23 protein-coding genes are annotated in these 24,163 nt (G+C 64.9%); 18 read left to right on the forward strand and 5 right to left on the reverse strand.

From position 1 onward, the window contains the following. The first annotated feature begins 28 nt into the window (after positions 1-28). The 15 genes from cheA (at position 29) to B0G71_RS20005 (ending at position 18,622) form a co-directional block, all read left to right on the forward strand. On the forward strand, positions 29-2,305 hold the full coding sequence (gene cheA / locus B0G71_RS19930) for a chemotaxis protein CheA (RefSeq protein ID WP_116143659.1): 2,277 nt from the start codon (positions 29-31) through the stop codon (positions 2,303-2,305). A 69-nt stretch (positions 2,306-2,374) separates the two neighbouring features. After that, entirely contained in the window at positions 2,375-2,911 is a 537-nt protein-coding gene (locus B0G71_RS19935) for a chemotaxis protein CheW (RefSeq protein ID WP_116143661.1), read from the forward strand. Positions 2,912-2,954: 43 nt separating this feature from the next. Further along, positions 2,955-4,817: a methyl-accepting chemotaxis protein gene (locus tag B0G71_RS19940; RefSeq protein WP_116143663.1), complete on the forward strand. Its 1,863-nt coding sequence runs from the start codon at positions 2,955-2,957 to the stop codon at positions 4,815-4,817. A gap of 204 nt (positions 4,818-5,021) precedes the next feature. Next, positions 5,022-5,978: a CheR family methyltransferase gene (locus B0G71_RS19950; RefSeq protein ID WP_116143667.1), complete on the forward strand. Its 957-nt coding sequence runs from the start codon at positions 5,022-5,024 to the stop codon at positions 5,976-5,978. Continuing rightward, the gene (cheD, locus tag B0G71_RS19955) at positions 5,975-6,763 is read left to right on the forward strand and encodes a chemoreceptor glutamine deamidase CheD (protein ID WP_116143669.1); all 789 of its coding nucleotides are present in this window, start codon (positions 5,975-5,977) and stop codon (positions 6,761-6,763) included. The genes B0G71_RS19950 and cheD overlap by 4 nt, the downstream gene beginning before the upstream one ends. Positions 6,764-6,768: 5 nt before the next feature. Beyond that, positions 6,769-7,857 (forward strand): chemotaxis response regulator protein-glutamate methylesterase, encoded by a 1,089-nt coding sequence (locus B0G71_RS19960; protein WP_166679057.1) that lies wholly within the window; start codon positions 6,769-6,771, stop codon positions 7,855-7,857. Positions 7,858-7,943: 86 nt separating this feature from the next. Further along, complete coding sequence (gene cheY, locus B0G71_RS19965; protein WP_095417937.1) at positions 7,944-8,339, forward strand: chemotaxis response regulator CheY; 396 nt, start codon at positions 7,944-7,946, stop codon at positions 8,337-8,339. A gap of 1 nt (position 8,340) precedes the next feature. Beyond that, positions 8,341-9,051 (forward strand): protein phosphatase CheZ, encoded by a 711-nt coding sequence (gene cheZ / locus B0G71_RS19970; protein WP_106284788.1) that lies wholly within the window; start codon positions 8,341-8,343, stop codon positions 9,049-9,051. A gap of 287 nt (positions 9,052-9,338) precedes the next feature. Then, positions 9,339-9,884, forward strand: coding sequence for a DUF2844 domain-containing protein (locus B0G71_RS19975; RefSeq protein WP_116143671.1), 546 nt, complete (start codon positions 9,339-9,341; stop codon positions 9,882-9,884). Between the two features lie 15 nt (positions 9,885-9,899). Further along, positions 9,900-11,195: a DUF3443 domain-containing protein gene (locus tag B0G71_RS19980; RefSeq protein WP_116143673.1), complete on the forward strand. Its 1,296-nt coding sequence runs from the start codon at positions 9,900-9,902 to the stop codon at positions 11,193-11,195. 249 nt (positions 11,196-11,444) lie between these two features. Beyond that, positions 11,445-12,656, forward strand: a complete 1,212-nt coding sequence (flhB, locus tag B0G71_RS19985) for a flagellar biosynthesis protein FlhB (protein ID WP_116143675.1) — start codon at positions 11,445-11,447, stop codon at positions 12,654-12,656. Then, entirely contained in the window at positions 12,653-14,755 is a 2,103-nt protein-coding gene (gene flhA / locus B0G71_RS19990) for a flagellar biosynthesis protein FlhA (protein WP_106284792.1), read from the forward strand. The genes flhB and flhA overlap by 4 nt, the downstream gene beginning before the upstream one ends. A gap of 328 nt (positions 14,756-15,083) precedes the next feature. After that, positions 15,084-16,997: a flagellar biosynthesis protein FlhF gene (gene flhF, locus B0G71_RS19995; RefSeq protein ID WP_116143677.1), complete on the forward strand. Its 1,914-nt coding sequence runs from the start codon at positions 15,084-15,086 to the stop codon at positions 16,995-16,997. Then, the gene (locus B0G71_RS20000) at positions 16,990-17,859 is read left to right on the forward strand and encodes an AAA family ATPase (protein WP_116143679.1); all 870 of its coding nucleotides are present in this window, start codon (positions 16,990-16,992) and stop codon (positions 17,857-17,859) included. Before flhF ends, B0G71_RS20000 begins: the two co-directional genes overlap by 8 nt. A 28-nt stretch (positions 17,860-17,887) precedes the next feature. After that, positions 17,888-18,622, forward strand: coding sequence for an RNA polymerase sigma factor FliA (locus B0G71_RS20005; protein ID WP_012434714.1), 735 nt, complete (start codon positions 17,888-17,890; stop codon positions 18,620-18,622). 60 nt (positions 18,623-18,682) lie between these two features. On the opposite strand, the gene B0G71_RS20010 is transcribed toward B0G71_RS20005, so the two are convergent. From B0G71_RS20010 to flgA, 5 genes are all read right to left on the reverse strand, one after another. After that, complete coding sequence (locus B0G71_RS20010) at positions 18,683-19,093, reverse strand: type II toxin-antitoxin system HicB family antitoxin (RefSeq protein WP_116143681.1); 411 nt, start codon at positions 19,091-19,093, stop codon at positions 18,683-18,685. Next, positions 19,090-19,272, reverse strand: coding sequence for a type II toxin-antitoxin system HicA family toxin (locus B0G71_RS20015; protein ID WP_116143683.1), 183 nt, complete (start codon positions 19,270-19,272; stop codon positions 19,090-19,092). Before B0G71_RS20015 ends, B0G71_RS20010 begins: the two co-directional genes overlap by 4 nt. A gap of 307 nt (positions 19,273-19,579) precedes the next feature. Further along, on the reverse strand, positions 19,580-20,026 hold the full coding sequence (locus tag B0G71_RS20020) for a flagella synthesis protein FlgN (protein ID WP_116143685.1): 447 nt from the start codon (positions 20,024-20,026) through the stop codon (positions 19,580-19,582). A 94-nt stretch (positions 20,027-20,120) separates the two neighbouring features. Next, positions 20,121-20,474 (reverse strand): flagellar biosynthesis anti-sigma factor FlgM, encoded by a 354-nt coding sequence (gene flgM / locus B0G71_RS20025; RefSeq protein ID WP_116143686.1) that lies wholly within the window; start codon positions 20,472-20,474, stop codon positions 20,121-20,123. A gap of 198 nt (positions 20,475-20,672) precedes the next feature. Beyond that, positions 20,673-22,193 carry a flagellar basal body P-ring formation chaperone FlgA gene (gene flgA / locus B0G71_RS20030; protein WP_116143688.1) on the reverse strand — a complete coding sequence of 507 codons (1,521 nt, stop codon included), beginning with the start codon at positions 22,191-22,193 and terminating at the stop codon, positions 20,673-20,675. Between the two features lie 217 nt (positions 22,194-22,410). Between flgA and flgB the strand changes: the two genes are divergently transcribed. The 3 genes from flgB (at position 22,411) to flgD (ending at position 24,147) form a co-directional block, all read left to right on the forward strand. Then, on the forward strand, positions 22,411-22,905 hold the full coding sequence (gene flgB / locus B0G71_RS20035) for a flagellar basal body rod protein FlgB (RefSeq protein ID WP_116143690.1): 495 nt from the start codon (positions 22,411-22,413) through the stop codon (positions 22,903-22,905). A gap of 92 nt (positions 22,906-22,997) precedes the next feature. After that, positions 22,998-23,423 carry a flagellar basal body rod protein FlgC gene (gene flgC / locus B0G71_RS20040; protein WP_012434707.1) on the forward strand — a complete coding sequence of 142 codons (426 nt, stop codon included), beginning with the start codon at positions 22,998-23,000 and terminating at the stop codon, positions 23,421-23,423. Positions 23,424-23,433: 10 nt separating this feature from the next. Continuing rightward, positions 23,434-24,147 (forward strand): flagellar hook assembly protein FlgD, encoded by a 714-nt coding sequence (gene flgD / locus B0G71_RS20045; protein WP_116143692.1) that lies wholly within the window; start codon positions 23,434-23,436, stop codon positions 24,145-24,147. The last annotated feature ends 16 nt before the right edge of the window (positions 24,148-24,163 follow it).

Genomic DNA, 24,163 nt, shown 5'->3' on the forward strand with positions numbered 1-24,163 from the left:
AGACAGGAACTCTCGCGGTGACCCAGGCATGACACTCGACATCACTCAGTTCTATCAGACGTTCTTCGACGAAGCGGACGAACTGCTCGCGCAGATGGAGCAGTTGCTGCTCAATCTGGATATCGCTCACCCGGACCCCGAAGACCTCGCGGCCATTTTCCGCGCGGCGCATTCGATCAAGGGTGGCGCGGCGACGTTCGGTTTTACCGCGCTGACGGAAACGACGCACATTCTCGAATCGCTGCTCGACCGCGCGCGCAATAACGAACTCGTGCTGCGCAAGGACATGATCGACACGTTCCTCGAAACCAAGGACGTGTTGTCCGGCCAGCTCGCCGATTACCGCGCGAGCGCCGAGCCGGACGCGGCGACTGCGAAGGCGATTTGCGCGAAGCTCGAACGCCTGAACGCGGAAAGCCGTGACGGCGTGGCACCGGCTGCGGCCGCGCCCGCTGCCGCGAGCGTGGCGCCCGTTGAAACACAAGCAGTTGAAGGCGGCACCCCGCCGGAGCACGTCGTCGAACAGGCGGTGCAGGCGGCGGGTGAATGGATTGACGGCGAACCGGCACAGACCGGGCAAGCCACGGGAGACGGCGCAGAAACCGGTCCCCATCTGAAAATTACGCTACGGGGCGTTGGTGAGAAGGACCAGGAACTGCTGGCCGAAGAGCTCGGCAACCTGGGCAACATCGTCGGGCAGGTCAAGAGCGGCGGCGATCTCACGCTGTGGCTCGCGACCGATGTGACCTCCGACGACATCATCGCCGTGTGCTGTTTCGTGATCGACGAAAGTCAGATCGTGATCGGCCGCGGCACCGCACCGGCGGACGACGCGCAGCAAGGCGAACCTGGAACGCCCGACGCTGCCGATTCGTCCCCGGCGCAAGCAGCACAGGCAACTCAGGCGGACCATGCAGCATCGCCGGCACCGGCGGCCGGCACCGCTGCGCCCGCATCAACGGCCACGCACGGCCTGTTCGACGCACCGGCCGCAGCACCGTCGGCTGTGGCTCAACCAGCGGCGCAACCCGCGGCAGCGGCAAGCGCAGCGAGCGCAGCCACGCCCGCGGAGCAGGATCGCAAAGCAGCACGTCCGGCTGCGGCAGCCGGCGGGGCGGAAGGCAGTTCGATTCGCGTCGGCGTCGAAAAGGTCGATCAGTTGATCAACCTGGTCGGCGAACTGGTGATCACGCAAGCCATGCTCGCGGAAACCACCAGCACGTTCGACCCGGCACTGCACGATCGCCTTTTCAACGGCATGGCGCAACTCGAGCGCAATGCACGCGATCTGCAGGAAGCGGTGATGTCAATCCGCATGATGCCGATGGATTACGTGTTCAGCCGCTTCCCGCGTCTGGTGCGCGATCTGGCGGCGAAACTCGGCAAGGAAGTGGAACTCGTCACCTTCGGGCAAGCGACCGAACTCGACAAGAGCCTTATCGAGCGGATTATCGATCCGTTGACTCACCTCGTGCGCAACAGTCTCGACCACGGCATCGAAACCGTGGAGGCACGGCGCGCGGCGGGCAAGGATTCGACCGGTCAGCTGGTGCTGTCGGCGGCGCATCACGGCGGCAACATCGTCATCGAAGTGAGCGACGACGGCGCGGGCCTGCGCCGCGACAAGATTCTCGCGAAGGCGGCCAAGCAGGGCATGCAGGTCAGCGAGACCATGAGCGACGAAGAAGTCTGGAACCTGATCTTCCTGCCGGGCTTCTCGACGGCGGAGCAGGTCACCGATGTGTCGGGCCGCGGCGTGGGTATGGACGTGGTGAAGCGGAACATCCAGTCGATGGGTGGTCACGTGGAAATCACCTCGCACGCCGGCAAGGGCAGCACCACGCGCATCGTGTTGCCGCTCACCTTGGCGATTCTCGACGGCATGTCGGTCAAGGTCGGTAACGAGATCTTCATTCTGCCGCTGAACTTCGTGATGGAGTCGCTGCAGCCGCAAGCCGAAGACATTTATACGGTGGCCAACGGCGAGCGCGTGGTGCGGGTGCGCGGTGAATATCTGCCGCTCGTGGCGTTGCACGAAGTGTTCAACGTCGACGGGGCGAAGCAGGAACCGACGCAAGGCATCGTCACCATCATGCAAACCGAGGGGCGCCGCTTTGCGATGCTCATCGACGAACTGGTGGGCCAGCAGCAGGTGGTCGTGAAGAACCTGGAAACGAATTACCGCAAGGTGCACGGCATTTCCGCCGCGACCATTCTCGGCGACGGCAGCGTCGCGCTGATTGTCGACGTGGCGGCGCTGAACCGCGAAACACGCCACGCGCATGGCGCGATGAGCCTCGCATGATGTCCGTCACAATCGCCGCAACAGTAACACTTACTCAACTCATTTCATCCCAACCGTTTGGGGGCTAACGTGGCAGAAGTCCAATCCATCAATTCGAGCGTCGCGAACGCAAGCGGTGCCAATAGCCGCCGCGACGCGCAGCAGGCAGACGCCGGCGGTCAGGAATTCCTCGTCTTCACGCTCGGCGCCGAAGAGTACGGCATCGACATTCTCAAGGTGCAGGAAATCCGCGGCTACGACAACGTGACGCGGATCGCCAATGCGCCCGAGTTCATCAAGGGCGTGATCAATCTGCGCGGCATCATCGTGCCGATCGTGGACATGCGCATCAAGTTCCATCTGGGCCGCGTCGAGTACGACCACCAGACGGTGGTGATCATCCTGAACGTCGCGCATCGCGTGGTCGGGATGGTGGTGGACGGTGTGTCGGATGTGCTGACGCTCGCCATCGACCAGATCATGCCGGCGCCGGAATTCGGCGCCACGCTGACGACCGAGTACCTCACGGGTCTGGGCACCGTCGACGGCCGCATGCTGATCCTGATGGACATCGAGAAGCTCATGACCAGCCGCGAAATGGCGCTGATCGAAACGCTCGGCGCCTGACAGCGGCAGATTTCACGAAACGATTGGGACAGGGAGCATCGAAATGTTGAGCAGGTGGTCGATTCGCACGTCGTTGACGATGATGGGGATCATTCTGGTCGCGCTGACCGTGGTGGTCGGCGTACTTGGGCTGAGCGCGCTGAATGGCGCGAGCCAATCGCTCGACCGCATTGCGCGCGGCGATCTGGTCGCCATTCACGCGCTCGACGATGCTTCGGCGTACCTGCTGCGCTCGCGCGTGTCGCTGGACCGCTTCAATGCATTGAGCGCGTCGGGCGACACCGAGCAGGCGAAGAAGGTGCTCGATCGTGCGGAGGAGTTGTACGGCAAGGGCAATCAGAGCTGGCAGACGTATCTCGACGCGCCCAAAAACGGCGTGGCGCAGGCGCAGCTCGACGAACTGCTGGCGCGCCGTACGGTGGTGATGCGTGAAGGCCTCGAGCCGGAGTTCGCCGCGCTGCGCGCGAACGATCTGGCCGCCTATCACGCAATTGCGGATACGAAGATCAGCCCGATGTTCGTGTCCTACGACAACGCGGCCTCGGCGGTTGTCAAGAGCTTGCAGCAGCAGGCCGTGGATCAGCAGGCGAGCGCGCAATCGAACATCTCGCTGATGACGACGCTGATCATCGCCGTCACCGTGCTCGCGCTGCTGGTGGTGGTGGGTGTCCGCTTCGCGCTGCGCGGCCTGATCGTGCAGCCGCTCGCCGACGCGACCGCGTGCTTCGAGCGCATCGCCGCAGGCGATCTGTCCGAATCGATCAACGTCTTCAGCCGCAATGAAATCGGGCGGCTGTTCGCCGGCATCAAGCGCATGCAGGACAGCATGTCGACAATGGTGAGGGCGGTTCACAGCAGCACGGAATCGATCGACACCGGCGCGCGCGAAATCGCGATGGGCAACACCGACCTGTCCCAGCGCACCGAACAGCAGGCCGCCTCGCTGCAGGAAACCGCATCGAGCATGGAGCAGTTGACCGGCACCGTGCGGCAGAACGCCGAGAACGCGCGTCAGGCGAGCCAACTGGCCGTCAACGCGTCCGACATCGCCACGCGCGGCGGCGACGTGGTGAGCCAGGTCGTCACGACCATGCAGGACATCGCGAGCAGTTCGAACAAGGTTGTCGACATCATCGGCGTGATCGAAGGCATTGCCTTCCAGACCAATATTCTCGCGCTGAACGCGGCGGTCGAAGCCGCGCGCGCCGGCGAACAGGGCCGTGGCTTCGCCGTGGTGGCGGGCGAAGTTCGCAGTCTCGCGCAGCGCAGCGCCAGCGCCGCGAAGGAAATCAAGGAACTGATCGGCGACTCGGTCGACAAGGTGCAAAGCGGCTCGACTTTGGTCGGCCGTGCCGGCACGACGATGGACGAGATCGTGCAGGCCGTGCGCCGCGTGACCGACATCATGGGCGAAATCAGTGCGGCGTCCGAAGAGCAGTCGGGCGGCATCGAACAGGTGAACCGCGCGGTCGTGCAGATGGACGAAGTCACGCAGCAGAACGCCGCGCTGGTCGAACAGGCGGCGGCCGCGGCGGCCTCGCTCGAAGATCAGACGCGTCAGTTGCAGGCCGTGGTGAATGGCTGGAAAGTGGCCGGCGGCGTGGCACACGGTAGCGCGGCGGCAACCCGTCCGCAACCGGCCGCATCCCGCGTGACGAGCAGCAAGAGCAAGCCGGCTGCCAAGCTCGCGCAGCATGCAGGCGTGAACGGCGGTGCAGCGCATCCGGCGACAGGCGCAGCCGCAACGAGCACCCCATCGGCGCCGGGCAATCACGACGCAGGCGCCGCGCGCGTCGAACCGGCGCTCAGGCCGAAGACAGCCCGCGCGGCATCCGAATCCGCAGCACGTCCGGCCGCGGTCAGCGCAGCCACGGCGGGCTCGGACGCGGACTGGGAAACATTCTAGGAAGTGGCACGAAGACATGCGGTCATTCGGCATCTCGCTCCATGAGGGGCGAATCATCGAAGCACGCTTTATCGGCGTGTCGCGGGCCGACTGCATGGTGGCGGAACTCGCGGGCGGGCGCGACCCCGCGAACACAATCCCTTCTTCCCAAGGCGAGTTGCCGGGCGGAATACGGGATGGCTCGTATCGCAGGCAGGAACACTCATGATGGCAACGCGCGCACAGCAACGTCCCGAACGTCCAGACCCGGTTAGATCCGGCGAACAGTCGCGGGATTTCGAATTCACGTCGGCGGACTTCGCTCGCATTCGCGAACTGATTCACCGCAGCGCGGGCATTTCGCTGTCGGATCACAAGCGCGATATGGCATACAGCCGTCTGGCGCGCCGTCTGCGCACCCGCAGTCTCGACACCTTCAAGCAGTATCTCGATCTGCTCGAAGCGGAAAACGATCCGGCCGAGTGGGAAGCGTTCACCAATGCGCTGACCACCAACTTGACGGCGTTTTTCCGCGAGGCGCATCACTTTCCGATCCTCGCCGATTTCGTGCCGCGCCGCCCGCAGCCGGTTTCGGTGTGGTGCTCGGCGGCCTCGACCGGTGAAGAGCCGTACTCGATCGCGATGACGCTGATCGAAGCGCTCGGCGACAGCGGCGCGCGTCAGGCATCGGTGCTCGCCACCGACATCGACACCCAGGTGCTGGCCAAGGCCGAAGCCGGCATGTACCAGTTCGATCAGGTGAAGCATCTCTCGCCCGAGCGGCTCAAGCGCTTTTTCCTGAAGGGCACTGGCGCGCACGCGGGTATGGTCAAGGTGCGCCCGGAAGTGCGTGCGCTGGTGCGCTTCGAGCAACTCAATCTCACCGACCGCGATTACCAGTTGCGTTCGCAGTTCGACGCGATCTTCTGCCGTAACGTGATGATCTATTTCGACAAGCCGACGCAAGCGCAAGTGCTCGCGCGCTTCGAGCCACTGATGAAGGCGGGCGGCCTGCTGTTCGCCGGCCACTCGGAGAACTTCACGTACGTCACGCAGGCATTCAAGCTGCGCGGCCAGACCGTATATGAATTGACGCGTGATGCAAGCGGCGCGCGCACGCCGACGGCGACTCGCGGCTCGGCAACGGCATCGCATCAAGCGGCGAGCGGGGTGACGGTATGAGCAGCGCCCTGCCGATCGCCACCAATCTGTATTTCGACAACCACTTCCAGCGCCCCGGCGTGAAGTTGTTGCCGAACGAGTTTTACACCACGCACGAAGACATGGTGCTGGTCACCGTGCTCGGTTCCTGCGTCGCGGCCTGCATCCAGGATCGCACGGCCGGCATCGGCGGCATGAATCACTTCATGTTGCCCGACGACGGCGCGGACGTCGCGCAGGCCGCATCGGATTCGATGCGCTACGGCGCTTACGCGATGGAAGTGCTGATCAACGAACTGATCAAGGCCGGCGGCCGGCGCGAGCGCTTCGAGGCCAAGGTATTCGGCGGCGGCGCGGTGCTCGCCGGCATGACGACGATGAACATCGGCGATCGCAATTCGGAGTTCGTGCGCCGCTATCTCGCGGTGGAGAAGATCCGCATCGTCGCCGAGGACTTGCAGGGCTCGCATCCGCGCAAGGTGGCGTTCATGCCGCGCACCGGCCAGGTGATGGTGAAGAAGTTGCGCCTGCAGCAGGAAGCGGGCGTGGCCGAGCGCGAACAGGCGCTGATGCGGCGGAGCGCCGAGGCACGCGCCGAGCGGCTCGCCGCGGCGCGCAAGCGGGTGGAACTGTTCTCGGCGCCGGCTGCGTCGAGAGCCAAGGTCGAACTGTTCGGCGCGCCGGCCGGCGCAGCAGCGGGAACAGCAGCAAGCAGTGCGAGCGCAGGGGCAGCAAAGCCGCGCATCGAACTGTTCGGCACGCGCCCGATTAATTCAAACAACGCCAGAACCACAGAGGAGGCGTGAGCGCTGTGCAAAAGATCAAAGTACTGTGCGTCGACGATTCGGCGCTGATCCGCAGCCTGATGACGGAAATCATCAACGGCCAGCCGGATATGACGGTAGTGGCGACCGCACCGGACCCGCTGGTCGCGCGCGATCTCATCAAGCAGCACAACCCCGATGTGCTGACGCTCGACGTCGAAATGCCGCGCATGGATGGCCTCGACTTCCTCGAGAAGCTGATGCGCCTGCGGCCCATGCCCGTCGTGATGGTCTCGTCGCTGACCGAACGCGGCAATGAAATCACGCTGCGCGCGCTGGAACTCGGCGCGGTCGACTTCGTCACCAAACCGAAGGTCGGCATCCGCGACGGCATGCTCGACTATTCGGAAAAGCTCGCCGACAAGATTCGCGCCGCCGCGCGCGCACGCGTGCGCCAGGCCGCGCCGGTGCAGCACGCGGCTGCACATGCCGCGCAGGCGACGGTCGGCGCCGCACCGCTGTTCAACAATCCGCTGCTCAGTACCGAGAAGCTGATCATCGTCGGCGCGTCGACGGGCGGCACGGAAGCGATCCGCGAAGTGCTGGTGCCGCTGCCGCCGGATGCGCCCGCGGTGTTGATCGCGCAGCATATGCCGCCGGGCTTCACAAAATCTTTCGCACAACGCCTCAATGGTTTGTGCCGGATTACCGTTAAAGAGGCAGAGCACGGCGAACGCGTGCTGCCGGGACATGCTTACATTGCACCCGGCCATGCCCATCTGTTGCTTGCGCGTAGTGGCGCGAACTATATTGCTCACCTGTCGGACGAGCCGCCGGTCAACCGGCATCGTCCGTCGGTGGACGTGCTGTTCCGTTCGGCCGCGCAGCACGCGGGCAAGAACGCGGTCGGCGTGATTCTGACCGGGATGGGGCGCGACGGCGCCGCCGGACTGCTGGACATGAAAAAGGCAGGGGCGTACACCCTTGCGCAGGACGAGGCGAGCTGTATTGTGTTCGGCATGCCGCGTGAAGCGATTGCGCTTGGCGCGGCGGACGAGATTGCCGCGTTGCCGGAAATGAGCCGACGTGTGATGGCGCGTCTCTCGGCAATGGGCGACCGCGTTCAGCGGGTATGATGCGGGCCGGTAGGATTTGAGGCGCTGGTTTGAGGCGCGAGTTGAGCGGTCAGGCGCCGCACCATGGATCAAGCAAAGGGAATGAAATGGATAAGGGAATGAAGATTCTGGTTGTTGACGACTTTCCGACGATGCGCCGGATCGTCCGCAACCTCCTCAAGGAACTCGGCTATTCGAACGTCGACGAGGCGGAAGACGGTCAAGCCGGTCTCGCGCGCTTGCGTGGTGGCACGTACGACTTCGTGATCTCCGACTGGAACATGCCGAACCTCGACGGTCTGGCCATGCTCAAGGAGATCCGCGCCGACGCCAACCTCACGCACCTGCCGGTGCTGATGGTGACAGCCGAATCGAAGAAGGAAAACATCATCGCGGCGGCGCAGGCCGGCGCGAGCGGTTATGTCGTCAAGCCGTTCACGGCCGCGACGCTCGACGAGAAGCTCAACAAGATTCTCGAGAAGATGGCCAAGACCGGGAGCTGATGTGAATCTGCCGACCAACGCGCAAGGCGCCGACGCGGGCAACGAGAGCGGCGACTTCGCGTCCGACCGTATCCTGGCTCGCATTGGACAACTGACGCGCACGCTGCGCGACTCGATGCGCGAGCTCGGGCTCGACAAGCATGTCGAGCGTGCGGCCGAAGCCGTGCCCGACGCCCGCGACCGCCTGAAGTACATCGCGGATATGACGGAGCAGGCCGCCGAGCGCGTCCTGTCCGCGATCGACATCGCCAAGCCGATCCAGGAGCAGCTGCAGAAAGACGCGGGCGAACTCGACGCGCGTTGGGAGCAGTGGTACGCGGCGCCGATCGAGCGCGAGGAAGTGCGCGCGTTGATGAACGACACGCGGACCTTTCTGCGCGGTGTCCCCGAGGCGACCAGCGGGACCAACTCGCAGCTCATGGAGATCATGCTGGCGCAGGACTTCCAGGATCTGACCGGCCAGGTCATCAAGAAGATCACGGATGTCGTGTATCTGATCGAGCAGCAGCTGCTCGGCGTGCTGGTCGAGAACATCGCGCTCGAACGGCGCGAGCAGTTCGCGGCGAACGCGGCGGCACTGGCGGCCGAAGTCTCGTCGACCGGCAGTCCCGAGCATCTGCTGAACGGTCCGCAAATCAATCCGGAAGGCAAAACGGACGTGGTGCAAGACCAGTCGCAAGTCGACGATCTTCTGGCCAGCCTCGGCTTCTGACCCGCCGGCGCGACGCCACGTCGCGCCCGCCCACCAAACGCGCCGGGTCCAACCGGGACCCATAGCGAGCCACGCACCCCCGTGTGCTTGCTGTCTGCCGACACAAACCACAGGCATACTACGGACTCAAGCAGCGGCACGGCGCTCCGGTGAAGACACATGCCGGTCGGTGGCACGATGGGGAAAAACCCTCCACGGTGCGACCGCAGCGGTGCCGTATGATCTGCGTACATGCAGCCGGTTTGCATCACGTGCGAACCGAGCGGCCGCTCGGGAGGAGCCTTGTTATGTGGAGTCGTGTACGCCGCGCCGGGATTGTTACGGCGCTTGCCTTGCCCTGTTCGCTAATCGTCGTGCAGTCCGCTCATGCTGGACTGGGCGGCGCCCCCATGACACCGCCCACGGGCGCGTCCGTCTCGTCGCGTACCGTTCAGCCCGGCAACAGCGCTGTCAACGCGGCGCAGAGCGTGATGCGTTCCGCGTCCAACGCCGGGTCGTCCGCTACAGCTTCCACGTCTTACACCGTGCGTGAGACGGCGCTCGGCAACGGCACCGTGGTCCGCGAATATCTCGCCTCGGACGGCACCGTTTTCGGCATCGCCTGGCGCGGCCCGCAAATGCCGGATCTGAACGATCTGCTCGGCAGCTATTTCCCGCAGTACGTGGCCGGCGTGAAAGCGGTGCGCGCGGCGCGCGGCGGCGGCCGCGGCCCGGTCGCGGTCGACCAGAGCGGCCTCGTGGTGCGCTCCGGCGGCCACATGGGCTCGTTCAATGGCCAGGCGTGGTTGCCCCCTGCGCTGCCCGCCGGCGTCAGCGGTTCAGACATCCAGTAATAGCGAGGACGAGACATGCGAACCAAGCATATTGCTGTGAAGCTCGAGGGTTGGATGCAGGCCGTCGTGGCCGTGGCGCTGGTGTCCGCGCTCGTCGCGTGCGGCGGCGGTGGCGGCTCCAGTAACGATTCTTCGGCCACGTTGAACGGCGGCTCGCTGCCGGCCAGTCCGACCCAGCAGCCGATCGCTGCGACTGCGGCGAATACAGTGCCCATCACCGTCGGCCGCGGTGTGAACGGGGTAATCAATATTCCGGCGGTCAGCGTGAAAATATGCGCGCCCGGCTCAACTACGAATTGTCAGACTATTGACAATATCCAGGTCGATACCGGTTCCTACGGGCTGCGCGTGGTCAGTTCGGTCGTGAACCCCGCGCTGCTCAGTGCGTTGCCGGTCAGCGTCATCAGCGGCAGCGGCGCCCAGCTCGCCGAGTGCGCGACCTTCGCGGACGGCTTCACGTGGGGCACGGTGCGCACCGCGACCATCGCGATCGGCGGCGAGACGACGACGGCGGCCGTTCCGATGCAGATCATCGGCGACAAGGATTCGAGCACGGTGCCCACGCCCGGCTGCGGCAGCGGCCAGGCCGAGAACAAGGTTGACGATCTCGGCGCCAACGGTATTCTCGGCATCGGCACGTCGCCCACCGATTGCGGTACGACCTGCTCGGACCCGGCACAGGCCGCCAAATTCAGCAATTACTTCGCCTGTCCGGGCGGCGTGTCTTGCGCCCGCACGGCGGTGCCACTCGCGCAGCAGGTGGCCAATCCGGTCCCGTTTTTCCCGGTGGACAACAACGGCGTGATCGTGCAGATGCCGCCGGTGTCGAATACCGGCGCAGCGTCGGCCACCGGCACACTGGTGTTCGGCGTCGGCACACAGGCGAACAACGCGCTCACCGGGGTCCAGCTTTTCACCACCGACGCTTTCGGCGACATGGACAACAGTGTGTTCAACGGCGCGCAGGTACAAGCCTTCCTCGATTCGGGCTCAAACGCCTACTTCTTCGGCGATAGCTCGCTTGCGCAGTGCGGCAGCAACTTCGCGGGCTTTTACTGCCCATCGTCGGCGCAAACGCGGACGCTGACGCTGGTCGGGCTGAACAAGGCGCAGGCGAACGCCAGCATCGGCATCCTGAGTGCCGCGACGCTGTTCAGCAACGGCAACAACTACGCGTTCAACGACCTGGCGGGGCAGATCGGCGGCAACAGCAGCTTCGATCTCGGATTGCCGTTCTTCTACGGCCGCCATGTGTATTACGGCATTGATCAGACCGCGAATGGCGGTCAAACGCCTTTCGTGGCGTTCTGATCGAAGCGCCACACTGAAGCCTGAGGGCTGAAGCCGACCCGGCGCTCGCGCGAAACACGCGGGTGTCCGGCTTGGCCACGAGTTGCCGTTTCGCGTCCGCAGGGCCGGCCGGCGGGCTTCCCGGCCGTCTCCATCCGTCGAAATACCCCCCTTTCTCCGCCTTTATCCGCCGATCGGTGCTTGCGTCGAGCGGGAATAATCGCTCTCACTGGAAAGAGGCGCCGTGCCTCAGCCGACCGGAGAGCGTTTGTGGCAGAGGATAGCGACCTCGAAAAAACCGAATCAGCCACTCCCCGGCGCCTGCAGAAGGCGCGCGAGGAAGGGCAGATCGTGCGTTCGCGCGAGCTGTCCACGTTTGCGCTGCTGGCGGCGGGGTTCTTCGGCGTGTGGGGGATGTCCGGCAGCATCGGCGAACATTTGCAGGGCATGCTGCGCGTGGCCTTCACGTTCGATCACGCCGGCGCGTTCGAGACCCGCCGCATGATGATCGGCGCGGGCGTGGCGAGCCGCGAAGGGCTCTACGCGCTGCTGCCGATTCTCGCCTTCACCGGCGTCGCCGCTTTGTTCGCGCCGATGGCGCTGGGCGGCTGGCAGTTGTCGGCGAAAGGCCTCGAGCCGAAGTTCGACCGCCTCAATCCGATCGCCGGCCTCGGCAAGATGTTTTCGATCAACGGACCGATCCAGCTCGGCATGTCGCTCGCGAAGACGCTGGTGGTGGGCGTGATCGGCGGCACGGCGATCTGGAATCGCCGTGAAGAAATTCTCGCGCTGGCGACCCAACCCCTCCATCTCGCGCTCGCCAATACCGTGCATCTGATCGCCGTGTGCTGCGGCATGACGGTGGCGGGCATGTTCGTCGTCGCCGCGATGGATGTGCCGTATCAACTGTGGCAATTCCACAAAAAGCTGCGCATGACGAAGGAAGAAGTGAAGCGCGAACACCGCGAAAGTGAAGGCGATCCGCACGTCAAAGGCCGGATTCGCCAGCAGCAGCGCGCGATTGCCCGCCGTCGCATGATGACCAACGTGCCGAAGGCCGACGTGGTGGTGACCAACCCGACGCACTTCGCGGTGGCGCTGCAATACACCGACGGCGAGATGCGCGCGCCGAAGGTGGTCGCCAAGGGCGTCAACCTGGTGGCGGCGCGAATTCGCGAAATTGCCGCCGAGAACAATGTGCCGTTGCTGGAAGCGCCGCCGCTCGCGCGGGCGCTGTACCACAACGTCGAACTCAATCGCGAGATACCGGGCCCGCTGTACGGTGCGGTCGCCGAAGTGCTCGCGTGGGTGTATCAGTTGCGGCGCTTCAAGGCCGAGGGCGGCGACGTGCCGCTCGCACCGACCGAACTCGACGTGCCCGCAGAACTCGACAAGGGCGGTGTATCGGACGACGAAGCCGATCAGGAAGCCGCCGACACGCTCAACCCAGATAACGACGACGCTTCAGGAGCCTCCGCATGAACGCTCGCGCCGGTTTCCTCGCCCGACGGCCAGACGCCTTGAGTAGCACCAATTTGCGCGCCCTCGCCGGGCCGGTGCTGATCTGCATGATCCTCGGCATGATGATTTTGCCGTTGCCGCCGTTTCTGCTGGATCTGCTGTTCACCTTCAACATCGCGCTGTCCGTGATGGTGCTGCTCGTCAGCATGTACACGATGAAGCCGCTCGATTTCGCGGCATTCCCGAGCGTGCTGCTGTTCTCGACCTTGCTGCGCCTTTCGCTGAACGTGGCGTCCACGCGGGTCGTGCTGCTCGAAGGCCATACCGGCCCAGACGCGGCCGGCCAGGTGATCGAGTCGTTCGGCCACTTCCTCGTGGGCGGCAACTTCGCGGTCGGTATCGTCGTCTTTATCATTTTGATGGTCATCAACTTCTCGGTGATCACCAAGGGCGCGGGGCGGATCGCGGAAGTGTCCGCGCGCTTCACGCTCGACGCGATGCCCGGCAAGCAGATGGCGATCGACGCCGACCTGAACGCCGGCCTCATCAACGAAGAGCAGGCCAGAAAGCGCCGCGCCGAAGTCTCGCAGGAAGCCGAGTTCTACGGCTCGATGGACGGCGCGAGCAAGTTCGTGCGCGGCGATGCGATCGCCGGTTTGCTGATCATGGTGATCAACATCATCGGCGGACTGATCGTCGGTATCGTGCAGCACGACATGAGCTTCGCGGCGGCGGGCAAGAACTACACGCTGCTCACCATCGGTGACGGCCTCGTTGCGCAGATTCCGTCGCTGGTGATTTCGACGGCGGCCGGCGTGATCGTGTCGCGCGTCGCGACCAACGAGGACATCGGCACGCAGCTCACCGGCCAGTTGTTCACCAATCCGCGCGTGCTGGTGATCACCGGCTGCATTCTCGTGCTGATGGGCCTGATTCCGGGCATGCCGCACTTCGCGTTTCTGATTCTCGGCGGCGGTCTGATCCAGCTCGGCCGCACGATGAAAAAGCGCGCCGAGGAGCGCAAGAACACCACGGCGCTCGTCGATGTCGCACCGGCCGCGCTGGCGCCGGTCGAAAACACCGAAGCGAGCTGGGACGACGTGACGATGATCGACACGCTCGGCCTCGAAGTCGGCTATCGGCTGATTCCGCTCGTCGACAAGAACTCGGACGGCGAACTGCTCAAGCGGATCAAGAGCATCCGCAAGAAGTTCGCACAGGAAATCGGCTTTCTGCCGCCGGTCATTCATATCCGCGACAACCTGGAATTGCGGCCGAACGGCTATCGCATCGCGCTCAAGGGCGTCGAGGTGGGCGTCGGCGAAGCGTATCCGGGCCAGTGGCTGGCGATCAATCCGGGCCAGGTGTCCGCCGCGCTGCCGGGCACGCCGACGCAGGATCCCGCCTTCGGCTTGCCGGCCATCTGGATCGATACGAATTTGCGTGAGCAGGCGCAGGTGTACGGCTACACGGTGGTCGATTCGAGCACGGTGGTGGCGACGCACCTGAATCATCTCGTGGTCACGCATGCGTCGGAATTGCTCGGCCGCCGCGAAGTGCAGGCGTTGCTCGAACGGATGCAGAAGGACACGCCGTCGCTGGTCGACGATCTGGTGCCGAAGGCGCTGCCGCTCACCACGCTGCAAAAGGTGCTGCAAAATCTGCTGGAAGAAGGCGTGCCGATTCGCGACATGCGCACGATTCTCGAAGCGCTCTCCGAACACACGCCGAAGATCACCGACGCGCACGATCTCACCGCCGCCGTGCGCCTCGCGCTCGGTCGGGCGATTACGCAGCAGTGGTTCCCGGGCGTCGGCGATATGCAGGTGATGGGCCTCGATTCAAATCTCGAACGTGTACTCTCGCAGGCGCTCTCGACCGGCTCCAACCCGGGTCTCGAGCCGGGCCTCGCGCACACGCTGCTGAACGAAACCCAGAAGGCGATGACGCGTCAGCAGAACCTCGGGCTTGCGCCTGTGCTGCTGGTGCAGCATGCGTTGCGGCCGATGCTCGCGCGCTTCCTGCGCCGCAGCCTGCCGCAGCTGAAGGTGCTGTCGTATGCGGAAGTGCCCGACACGCGCAATATCAAGGTGGTGAATCTGATCGGCGCGCACGGGTAAGGCGGATCGCTCACCGAGGCCAGTTTGTGGCCGATGTCTTTTGCCGGCGCTCGTGGAGCGCCGGTTTTCATTTCGTCGCCTGACTTTTCATGTCGCAAGCGGACGGCGGAGTACACGCCGCGTCCGAGAAAGTGCCGTCCGACGCCGCCGCCAGGCGTGTTTCAAACCGGCGTGCGTGTGAATCGGAGCACGTTTCCATCGTCCGAATTGCCCACGTTTAACGGTCTTTATCCATCGATCGTGCCTCGACGGGTTTCGCAATAATGATCTCAATGGGAAGCAATATGTTGCCGGTCCGTTAGTCCGTTTACCTCATCGGGGGTCCAGCTTGAACATTCGTAAATTTGTCGGTGCTACCAGTCGTGATGCGCTGCGTCTCGTGCGCGAAGCGTTGGGCGCGGACGCGGTCGTACTGTCCAATCGCACGATGGACGACGGCAGCGTCGAGATCGTCGCGCTGGCCGACAGCGACCTCGCCGCACTCTCGCCGAAAGTCTCGCGCGCAGGCGCCGGCGCACCGCAGGCTGGATCGATGAATGCGATGGCTGGACGGCCCGCGCTGGCCGCACCGCGCGCCATGCCGGCGGCAGCGCCGATGCAGGCGAACCCGTATGCGAGCGGCATGCCCGATGTGTTCTCGTCGGTGTTCGGTGCGAGCCCGGAAGCCGGCGCGGAGAATCTCGGCAACGGCGTTGGCAACCACGTCTCATACTCCGAGCACATTGACGACGACGCGAGCGACGCACCGACCGCCGCCCCCGTCAAGGCAGCCGCCCCGATCAAGGCAGCCGCGGAAGTGCCGTCGAAACCGACCAGCCCCGAGCAACCGAGCGCCCGCGCCGCGGCCTCGCGCCTCACCGAAGACATCCGCGCCGATCTGCTCAAAGCGGCCGGCGTGCCGGCTGCGTCCACCGCACCGGGCGCCGACGTGCAAACGCCGCGCACGATGGCCGAATCGAATCCCTGGCTGATCGACCACGCTCGCCGCATCGCCGCCGAACAGCAGCAGGAAGGCGCATACAGCGCGCGTCCCGCCGCGATGACGCCGGCTGCCGCGATGGCCAAGGGCCTCGGTGCCGCCGTCGAACCGGCCAAGGCCGCCGCGCCGCAGGGGGGCGATACGCCCGACTGGGCGCGCGAAGGCGCGCAAGCCGCCGCACGCCGCGCCGCGCAGAAAAACGCATCGGCGCCGTCCTCGAACGACGACGCCCGCACGCCCGCTTCGGTCGCCGAAGCAATCAAGGCACGTATGGAGCAAGTCGTCAACGACACCGTGATGAGCGAACTGTCGTCGATGCGCGGAATGATGGAAGAGCATTTCGCCGGCCTGCTGTGGGGCGAGCGCCAGCGCCGCAACCCGGTGCGCGCCTCGCTCACCAAGCATCTGTTCGCGGCCGGTTTCTCCGCGCAGCTCGTACAGATGATGGTCGACAACCTGCCGGCCGACGTCGAGAACATGGAAGGCGGCATGGACTGGGTCCGCTCGGTGCTCGATTCGAACCTGCCGGTGATGGAAGACGAAGACGCGCTGATGGAGCGCGGCGGCGTATTCGCGCTGATGGGCCCGACGGGCGTCGGCAAGACGACGACCACCGCCAAGCTCGCCGCGCGTTGCGTGATGCGCTTCGGCGCCAGCAAGGTCGCGTTGCTCACGACCGACAGCTACCGGATCGGCGGCCACGAACAACTGCGCATCTTCGGCAAGATTCTCGGCGTGTCGGTGCACGCGGTAAAAGACGGCGCCGACCTGCAACTCGCGCTCGCCGAACTGCGCAACAAGCACATCGTGCTGATCGACACGATCGGCATGAGCCAGCGCGACCGCCTCGTCTCCGACCAGATCGCGATGCTGTGCCACGCCGGTCAGCCGGTGCAGCGCCTGCTGCTGCTCAATGCCACCAGCCATGGCGACACGCTCAACGAAGTCGTGCAGGCCTATCAGCGCGCGCCGGATCAACAGCCGCTCGCCGGCTGCATTCTGACCAAGCTCGACGAAGCCACCAATCTCGGCGGCGTGCTCGATACGGTGATCCGTTACAAGCTGCCGGTGCATTACGTGTCGACCGGTCAGAAGGTGCCGGAGAACCTGTACGTCGCGACGAAGAAATTCCTGATCAAGAGCACCTTCTGCATACCGCGCGATAACTCGCCATTCGTGCCGCACGACGACGACATTCCGGCGTTGCTGTCCGCATTGTCCGCACGTTCCACGGCCGAATTGCACGAGGTCCGCTTTGGATAAGGTCATCTCCGATCAGGCAGAAGGACTGCGGCGGATGTTGGCCCGCAGCGGCTCGCGTGTGATTGCGGTGACGAGCGGCTCGGCCGGCGTCGGCTCGACGACGACGGTGGTGAACCTCGCCGCCGCGCTGGCGCAGCAGGGCAAGGACGTGCTCGTGATCGACGAATGCCTCGGCGAGAAGTCGGTGAGCACGATGCTCGGCGGCGTGCGCGGGGCGGGCAATTTCGCCGCCGTGATGCGCGGCGAGATGACGCTCGACGACGCCGCTGCAAGGCACGCGCTCGGCTTCTCGGTGCTGGCCGCCTCGCGCCCGAACCGGGAAGGTCATACGGCCGCGGAGTTCGGCGTGGTGTTGCGCGGTTCCGCCGACGTCGTGCTGATCGACGCGGAACTGGATGCGCAAGGGCATCTCTCGGCGCTCGCGAGGCAAGCGCACGACGTGATGATCGTCACGCGCATGGCCGCGCACGCGATCACCGACGCGTACGCATGCATGAAGCGCCTGCACTACGCGCACGCCATCGCGCAGTTCCGCGTGCTGGTGAACCACGTGCAGAGCGTGAACGACGCGCATACCGCGTTTGCAAACCTGGCCGGCGTGGCCGGGCGCTACCTGACGGTGGCGCTGGAAGACGCCGGTTGTATTGCCGCCGATACGCGGATGGCGCGAGCCCTGGAGTTGTCGCGTTGTGTCGTCGATGCGTTTCCGTCGACACCGGCTGCGCGCGACTTCCGGCATCTCGCCGCCGAATTGCAGTACTGGCCGATGCGGCCAGCGATGTCGTCGCAAACGCCGTGGATGGCGCCTGCGGCAGTTACAGCGGCGCAACACGCCGACCAACCGTCTGCGCAGCACGCCTGAGTGGCGGCACAAGGACAAGGGGAGCACGATGTATAACGCTCAGGGAAAGATTTCCCAAGCCGAAGTTCTGACGAAGTACGCACCGCTGGTGCGTCGCCTCGGCTTGCAGCTCGTCGCCAAGATGCCGGCGAGCGTCGATCTCGACGATCTGATCCAGGCCGGCATGATCGGACTGCTGGACGCGGCAGGCCGCTACAAGGAAGACCAGGGCGCGCAGTTCGAGACTTACGCGAGCCAGCGGATTCGCGGCGCGATGCTCGACGAATTGCGCAGCAACGACTGGCTGCCGCGCAGCTTGCGGCGCACCTCGCGTGAAGTGGAAACGGCGGTGCACAAGGTGGAGCAGAATCTGGGCCGCTCGGCGAGCGAAACCGAAATTGCCGAGCACCTGCAAATGCCGCTCGACGAGTATCAGTCGATGCTGCAGGATCTGCACGGCAGCCAGCTGATCTATTACGAAGACTTCGACCGTTCGGCGGACGACGAGCCGTTCCTCGACCGCTATTGCGTCGATCACTCGGACCCGCTGTCGGCGCTGCTCGACGACAGCCTGCGCTCGGCGCTGGTGGAGGCGATCGACCGCCTGCCGGACCGCGAGAAGCTGTTGATGTCGCTGTACTACGAACGCGGCATGAACCTGCGCGAAATCGGCGCGGTGATGGAAGTCAGCGAATCGCGAGTCTGCCAGTTGCACAGCCAGGCCGTGGCCCGTTTGCGTACGCGCTTGCGCGAGATGGCCTGGGCGAACGCCGAGGCGACCTGACGTCCGGGTATTCGGTGATGTAAATGAGCGGTGAGCGGCGTGTCTCGCCTCCGCTTGACCTCATGCCTCGGCCATTTCATGTTCCGCGGCCAGTGCCAGAAAGGCCGAGCGCGACATGCCACGCGCCTGGGCATAAGTGTCGATCTCCTGGACCAGCGCTTCGGGCAGCGAGATATTGATTCGTACCGCCTTCTTCAAGGCGGGAATATTCCGGGTGGCGACAAGTCCCCACGTGAAATCCGCATAGTCGGGATTGCGGCGGTGCTCTTGCAGCGTGCGCCGCGCGGGAATCGGCAAGCCCTCGTCGAGCAGCACTTCCAGATGCGCCTCGATAGCCTCCTTGGCGTTCGCGTAGGCTTCTTCCAGCGTGTCGCCTGCCGCAAAACAGCCCGGGATGTCGGGCACGATGACGCCGAACGCGTGATCCGCGCTGCCCGGTTCAATCGCGATAGGGAAAGTCAGGTTTTTCATTTCAGGCCCGCCTGTTTCAGGATGCTGTTCAATGTGCCGGGCGGAAGATCTTTCTTCGGATGCGGGATGGTCACGAGACCGGCTCTTGCCGCGTGACGAAAATGATGGTGGCTGCCCGATGTGCGGACCAGCTGCCAACCCGCCGCCGGAATGAGTTTCACGACCTCGGCACTTTTCATACTGCACTCCTCGAATCATACACACCATTACACAACCTCGCTAGTGGTTAGCACTCCGTTGATGCACGTCCGGATAGCCTTGAAAAAGCGCAGGACGGCGGACCAACTCAGTAAGGGGGAAGTCGTGATTTCAACGCGGCTGGCGATTTCGCGCCACCTGGCCGGATGGCTAACGCGTGCGGGAAGGAGTGGGGCGCGCTCGAAGCGGGGTGCCTGAAAAGCAAAAAGGGCTCGTCAAAAGACGAGCCCTTTTCAATCCATCTGTTTCAGCCAGACCCGAGCGTCAGGCCGTGCTGATCCAGCTACATTACACGGCGGGACGCGCCGGAATCCGGCCATCCGGACCATAGAAGCCGGCCTTCTGCGGCGCGGCTACCTGAAGCGCCGTCAGCGCCCTCTGGTTGTAGTCCATTCGCACGCGGATCAGTTCGCCGTTGCTGGTATTGCAGCGTCGCGCGCGTTCGGCGGCTTTCTGCAGCAACGACCACTGCTCGGCCACGCGCGCGTCGGTGCTGGCCGCGAGTTCCATGCCGGGCCAGCCGGCGGGAAAGCCCATCTCGGCGAGCAGCCCGTCACGGGTGGCTTCGAGCTTGGCAAGCGCGCCAATCAGTTCGGTTTTCTTCTCGACGATCGGTGGCAGTAATTCCAGCGGCGACAAGGCAGTGAGCGCCTTGGTCTCGAGCGTCAGAATCGAGGCAAAGGCCTCGACGGCCGAATATTCTTCGATGAGGGTGGCAAGCAGGGCGTCTTTCATCTCAACAACTCGCTGAACACGACGGCTCGCGCATGATCCGCGAGCCGGGTTTGTCGAACGCCGCCCGGCACTTCACCGTACTTCGATGCGTCGATCAGTTGCCGGCCGACGAGGTTTTGCTTTGCAACAGTTCGCGTGCGGTGTTCAGCACGCCGTCGGCGATCTTGCCGGAATCGATCTTCAGCGAGCCGTCCTTGATGGCCTGCTTGATCGACTCGACGTGCGCCGTGTCGATATCGGCCGAGCCGGACGCCGCGAGACTGCGCAGATGCTGCGACAAACCCGACAGGCTGACGCTGGCGTCGCCCGAACCGCTGGTGGTGGTCTGCGAGGCCGTGCCCGCATTCTGCGCGTTGCTGTTCGCGGTCGTCGCTTCGCCTGCTTGCGAGCGGGACAGGGCGTCTTTCAACGTCGGCAGATTCGAATTGTTTGTGGAATCGACTTTCACGATTGGCTTCCTGAACGATTTGATCCTTATAACGGCTACCGCTGATCAAAACTTTAGCGCAATCGATCAAGGCGTTACCTTTCCTTACATCTCCACACGGCCCGTTGGCCGGTCTCATTTCGGCGCTGGCCGCACTGCTCGCGACGGCCAGAACGGGCGCGGCGCGGGAGTTCGTCATGGCGTGCGCGCCGCAGCGGTTCACAGCTGAATCTCCACGGTCGAGCCATCTTTCACGATGCCGGAAATGATCTGGCCGTTGGCCGTCTTGACCCGCACCTGCTGGCCCGGCGACGCATTGTTCATCGCGCTGCCTTCCGCCGAAATCGCGAAACCTTCGCCGGCTGCCACGACTCGCACCGTCTGTCCGATCGATACCGCCGACGCGCTTTTCAGCATGTCGCGGCGCAGCGGCATGCCGCCCGCGACGCGCGTAAGCGTGACCGAGCCGACCGCCTGCGACGGGTCCGTGACGATGGCTTGCGGCAAGCCGGTGAGATCGCCGTCACGCGCGACGAGGTCGGCGGCGGTGAGCACTTCGCCGGGCGCCATGGCGCGGGCGGCCAGATAGTAGGTGGCGTGCAGCGAGATGCGCGCCTGCAGATAAATGGTCCACGGACGCTCGCCCGCACAGCGCACGCCGACGGTCATGCGACCCCACAGGCGCGCGCCGCTCGGCATGAACGGTTCGAGCATCGTGCAGTCTGCGAGACCGCGCGGAAACGCCGGCGCCACGGTGATGTCGACCTTGCCGGGCAAGCCGGCGGACTGCTGCTGCAGGAATGCGAGCGCGGCGCTGCGGATCGCTTCCGGATCCTGCTGGCCGGGCAGCGGCGCGGCTGGCGCGAGTGTCGCGGGGCGCAGATTCTGTTGCGCGACAGCCGGTGCGACTTGCCGCGCGGCCGGCGTGCGGGCGATGGTGGCCGGCGCGGTCGGAGGCGCCGCCGTTGCAACCGGCGCCACGGCGGCGCGGGTCGCGAGCGGCTTGCCATTCGCGCCCAACTGCGGCGGCTCGCCGCGCGACGCCAAACTATCGAAACCTGCCGCCGCGGATGCCTCAGCGGCTGCATTGAGCGGCGCATTGGCGGCAACCGGCTGAACGCCTGCCGCTTGCCGAGCGCCGTTGGCCTGCGGCGCGGGCGTCACCATGACCGGAACCACCTGACGCGAACCCGGCATGACATTGACCCGTGCGACGCCGTCCATGGCGGCGGCATTGGCGCTGCCCGGCGCGGGAATCGTCACGACGCCGTTGGCGTCGGGCCTGAAGCTGGTGCGGATCATTTGCGGCGCGGCGGGCGGTTCGCCCGCGCCCGGAATGACGATCGAGCCGCCAGCGTTGGCGGCGCGCGTGAATGAATCGGCGTTGCGAGCCGCGGAATTCGACCGTAGCGATTGCGCGGTGGCAGCGGCCAGTGTGGCGGCGGAGCCGATGCGTTTCGCCGGCGCGGCTTGCATGTGCTCGGCCAGGTCGGCCAGCGCGGCAGGGTTCTTTTCTCCCGGACCGGGAATCACGATCGGGCCGCCGGCTTCCTGGGCCTGCGTGGTAGTGGGCAGCAGCACAATGCCGCCGGCGACCCACACCGCCAGATTCACGACGAGGCGAGTCAGGAGACGTGAGGCCGGACGCGCAACACGCCGTGCGACGCCGGCACCCGAACCCACGCGATGCGCCGCCGCGCAATTCGCGCGGTGCGTCGGATCGAAAGCGGGCTGGTCCATCGTGTTTCTCCATCGAATGCATCGGTACGCCTTGCATTCTAGTGAGCGCCCCCTTTGCGCAAACGTTGAATAGAAGCCCCCTTTCCCGGTTATTCGTCCGATTGCCGCTTGCGTTCGGCCCATAAGATGCACCTCATGCAAAAAGGTCTTCCCGCCTGGTGCAGTCCTCACGCGAGGCATGCATGGGAAGCCTCGGGAACGTTCTCCGGAGATTCTTATGCTGGACAAACTCGATGCCGAATTCGCCTTTGGCCGTCAAGCGCTCGATGTGCGTGCCTACCGGCAGGAGCTGTTGTCGTCGAATATCGCCAACGCCGATACCCCTGGGTACAAGGCGCGCGACGTCGACTTCGCCTCGTCGCTCGCCGGCGCGCTGAAGAAGAGCGGCGGCGCCACTGGCACCGCCGCGTCGAACAACGCGACGCTGGCGATGACGCAACCCGCGGGTGTGACGAGCGGCATGTCGATGGTGTCGACGGCGCCGGGCCACATGGCCGGCAAGTCGACGCTGACGCCGACCGGCGGCCCGTCCGACGACTACGGCAATCTGCAATACCGCGTGCCGACCCAACCCGCGCTCGACGGCAACACGGTCGACATCGATACCGAGCGGGTGCAGTTCGCGGACAACACGCTGCATTTCGAATCGGGCATGACGGTGTTGTCCAGCCAGATCAAAACGATGCTGTCGGCGATCCAGTCGGGCTCGTAAGAAGCCACGCCGACAGACTCAGCAGTACGCAAGAACAATCGCTACGGGATTAACTTGGAAGCCGGCTCTACCGGCAGGAGAGGTCAGGAAACATGCCATCCCTGATGAACATTTTTGGTGTTGCAGGCTCCGCGATGTCCGCGCAGTCGCAACGGCTCAACGTGACGGCGTCGAATCTCGCCAACGCGGACAGCACGACCGGCCCGGACGGCCAGCCGTATAAGGCCAAGCAGGTCGTGTTCGCGGTCAGCCCGCTCGGCGGCGCGCGCACGGCGTCCGGCCAGCAGGTCGGCGGCGTGCAGGTCACCGGCGTGGTCGACGACCCGACGCCGATGAAGACCGCCTACGACCCCGGCAATCCGGCCGCCAATTCGGACGGCTACGTCACGTTGCCGAACGTCGATCCGGTGCAGGAGATGGTCAACATGATCTCGGCCTCGCGCTCGTACCAGGCCAACGTCGAGACCTTGAACACCGCCAAGACACTGATGCTGAAAACGCTCACGATCGGAACCTGAGGAGAGCTCCTTGACCACCAACACCACCATCGGCGGCAGCGGCACGACAGTGTCGCAAACGCTGCTCGATACGATGAACGGCACGAACAGTGCCTCGAGTTCGACGGGCAGCACGTCCGGCACCTCGGCGACCGATCTGCAGAACACCTTCCTGTCACTGCTCGTCGCGCAGCTGAAGAACCAGGATCCGACCAACCCGATGGACAGCTCGCAGATGACTTCGCAGCTGGCGCAGATCAACACGGTCTCGGGCATCAGCCAGTTGAACACGACGCTCAGCTCGCTCGCCACGCAGATGTCGGCGGGCCAGCAGTCGCAGGCCGCACTGCTGATCGGCTCGACCGTGCTCGCGCCCGGCAGCTCGGTGGCGGTCGCGAGCGGCAAGGCCGGCGCGTTCGGCGTGCAACTCGCCAACTCGGTGAACGACCTGCAAGTGGTCGTGAAGAACTCGGCGGGCCAGATCGTCAACACGATCGACCTCGGCAAACAGTCGGCCGGCACGATTCCGGTGGGCTGGACACCGACCGACACAGCGGGCAATGCGCTGCCGGACGGCAACTACACGATCAGCGCGGTCGGCACGATCAACGGTCAGCAGGCCACGGCCACCACGCTCACGGGCGCCACGGTGCAAAGCGTCGTCATGCAGAACAACGGTACGCCGGGCCTCGTGCTCTCGAACGGCTCGACGGTCGGCCTGACCAGCGTCGCCGCCATCCTCTGATTCAGATTCTGTCAGT

This window comes from Paraburkholderia sp. BL27I4N3, assembly GCF_003386115.1.
Classification (GTDB): domain Bacteria; phylum Pseudomonadota; class Gammaproteobacteria; order Burkholderiales; family Burkholderiaceae; genus Paraburkholderia.

Bases quoted from the DNA above. Each gene is read 5' to 3' on its own strand.
- cheA (WP_116143659.1), top strand. From the start codon at position 29: ATGACACTCGACATCACTCAGTTCTATCAGACGTTCTTCGACGAAGCG.
- B0G71_RS19940 (WP_116143663.1), top strand. From the start codon at position 2,955: ATGTTGAGCAGGTGGTCGATTCGCACGTCGTTGACGATGATGGGGATC.
- B0G71_RS19950 (WP_116143667.1), top strand. From the start codon at position 5,022: ATGATGGCAACGCGCGCACAGCAACGTCCCGAACGTCCAGACCCGGTT.
- cheD (WP_116143669.1), top strand. From the start codon at position 5,975: ATGAGCAGCGCCCTGCCGATCGCCACCAATCTGTATTTCGACAACCAC.
- cheY (WP_095417937.1), top strand. From the start codon at position 7,944: ATGGATAAGGGAATGAAGATTCTGGTTGTTGACGACTTTCCGACGATG.
- B0G71_RS19975 (WP_116143671.1), top strand. From the start codon at position 9,339: ATGTGGAGTCGTGTACGCCGCGCCGGGATTGTTACGGCGCTTGCCTTG.
- B0G71_RS19980 (WP_116143673.1), top strand. From the start codon at position 9,900: ATGCGAACCAAGCATATTGCTGTGAAGCTCGAGGGTTGGATGCAGGCC.
- flhA (WP_106284792.1), top strand. From the start codon at position 12,653: ATGAACGCTCGCGCCGGTTTCCTCGCCCGACGGCCAGACGCCTTGAGT.
- B0G71_RS20005 (WP_012434714.1), top strand. From the start codon at position 17,888: ATGTATAACGCTCAGGGAAAGATTTCCCAAGCCGAAGTTCTGACGAAG.
- B0G71_RS20010 (WP_116143681.1), bottom strand. From the start codon at position 19,093: ATGAAAAACCTGACTTTCCCTATCGCGATTGAACCGGGCAGCGCGGAT.
- B0G71_RS20015 (WP_116143683.1), bottom strand. From the start codon at position 19,272: ATGAAAAGTGCCGAGGTCGTGAAACTCATTCCGGCGGCGGGTTGGCAG.
- B0G71_RS20020 (WP_116143685.1), bottom strand. From the start codon at position 20,026: ATGAAAGACGCCCTGCTTGCCACCCTCATCGAAGAATATTCGGCCGTC.
- flgA (WP_116143688.1), bottom strand. From the start codon at position 22,193: ATGGACCAGCCCGCTTTCGATCCGACGCACCGCGCGAATTGCGCGGCG.
- flgB (WP_116143690.1), top strand. From the start codon at position 22,411: ATGCTGGACAAACTCGATGCCGAATTCGCCTTTGGCCGTCAAGCGCTC.
- flgC (WP_012434707.1), top strand. From the start codon at position 22,998: ATGCCATCCCTGATGAACATTTTTGGTGTTGCAGGCTCCGCGATGTCC.